3 protein-coding genes are annotated in these 1454 nt (G+C 46.2%); all 3 read right to left on the bottom strand.

The window, feature by feature from the left end:
* Positions 1-227, bottom strand: a 227-nt coding sequence (locus H5187_RS23535; protein WP_409072564.1) for a DUF6950 family protein, incomplete at its 3' end; no start/stop codon positions are given.
* A complete protein-coding gene (locus H5187_RS23530; protein ID WP_182798473.1) occupies positions 211-801 on the bottom strand; it encodes a hypothetical protein in 591 nt (196 codons plus the stop codon). The genes H5187_RS23535 and H5187_RS23530, both read right to left, overlap by 17 nt.
* A complete protein-coding gene (locus tag H5187_RS23525) occupies positions 801-1256 on the bottom strand; it encodes a hypothetical protein (protein WP_310737481.1) in 456 nt (151 codons plus the stop codon). The genes H5187_RS23530 and H5187_RS23525 overlap by 1 nt, the downstream gene beginning before the upstream one ends.
* Positions 1257-1454 lie beyond the last annotated feature (198 nt).

Genomic DNA, 1454 nt, shown 5'->3' with positions numbered 1-1454 from the left:
AAACGCTCTTTAAACACACTTTGAACATCATTTAAACCGCGTTTAAATAGTTGTTTAAACGCGCCAGTTTCAGTGCGGTACTTACCTCTAAAATCCGCAGCTACATCACTGCCAGTTGCAAATAAAACCCAGTCGGCAACCAATAAGCAGCAATCATTTTTACCCCATTTAAACGGTTCACAGTTTCGGTTTGTTATAAAAGCAGCAAGCTTAGCGGCGACGTTCATTGCGACGGCCTCCTATGTAGTTACCAGGTTGTGTGTCAGGTAGGTTTTGTTTGTTCGCGGTGGTTTGTTCACTAAAAAACAAATCATTTGGGTAAAGTGATTTTTGGGTGGCGTCGTTCCAACGTTGATTTAAACGGGCTTCTTTCCAGCGCTCGCTTTCACCTGCAACACTTAGCTGTATTTGCGATACATCGCCGCGCTCTACGTCACAGGCAACAATGTATCCACTTTCAAGCAATTGGCTTTGGCTTACGCGGTAGTGTTCATCCACAGTAACAAGGTAAATTTCACAGCCCTGGCTTATAGGGTCGTTTTCGGCCACCTCGGCTAATACAGCTTGGTCTTGGGTGTGTAGGGTTAAACGTATGCTGGTGCTGTCGTTTTTATCGCTGGCGGGTATTTCGCTCACAGTGCCAAGCATGCCCACGCCATGCCAGGTTAAATTAGCAAAGCGGCGTTCACCTACGCCTGTATGCAGCAGTACATCGCCGCTTTTAAACGCCAGGCGTACAAAAAAGCGAGCGCGGCCACTGGTGGCTAAGTCAGTAAGTAGGGCGGCGTTTAGGCTTTCCATTAAAACGCCTCCCGACCTTTAATTTTCCAGCTTGTAACTATGCCGTTTTTATACTGCGCAATGGCAAGGCCTTGCTTGTTATCAGCCAAACGGAATAAACCAACCGGTTGTTTAAAGGTAATTAGGGTGTTGTCTGCAGGTATTTTACGCAGAGGGGATTCAAATATTACTGTGGCGCGGCCAAGTGAGTCAGTCACTAAATCTTGGGTTAAAACTTTTAGCTCAGTGTTTTGGCCAACACCTACTTGCATACGTTCGCCAACAACCAATAAGGTTTGGTTGGCGGGTAGGCCATCAATGTTTAAAATATTGCCATCTTGGTTTGCACCGCGTACATAGCCCACAAAATCTTTATCAAGCTGCTCACGGCGGTAATCAATTAAAGTAAACGTGCCCACTTGGCCGCGCAGGCTGGCAATAAAACCATCAAGCGCCAACGCATCGCGCTCAGGCACATTGGCAAGCTCAATTTCAAACTCCCAATATGCACCCTCAAGGTCGTAAACCTCGGTAGCATTGTTGGCTTTATTGTAAGCGTATAGCTAACGACACCTAGCTTTGTTTAATGTTCCAAGGTAGCAGTGGCTCAAGGTTATCTGGCTGCTCAGCAAGGTACTGTAAGCATGTTGATATATAGTTATGCACCACAAGGT

Source organism: Pseudoalteromonas sp. SG44-1, from assembly GCF_014164315.1.
Lineage (GTDB): Bacteria > Pseudomonadota > Gammaproteobacteria > Enterobacterales > Alteromonadaceae > Pseudoalteromonas > Pseudoalteromonas rhizosphaerae.
The sequence above is the reverse complement of the archived record's forward strand: the minus strand, read 5'-3'. Positions and strand labels throughout refer to the sequence as shown.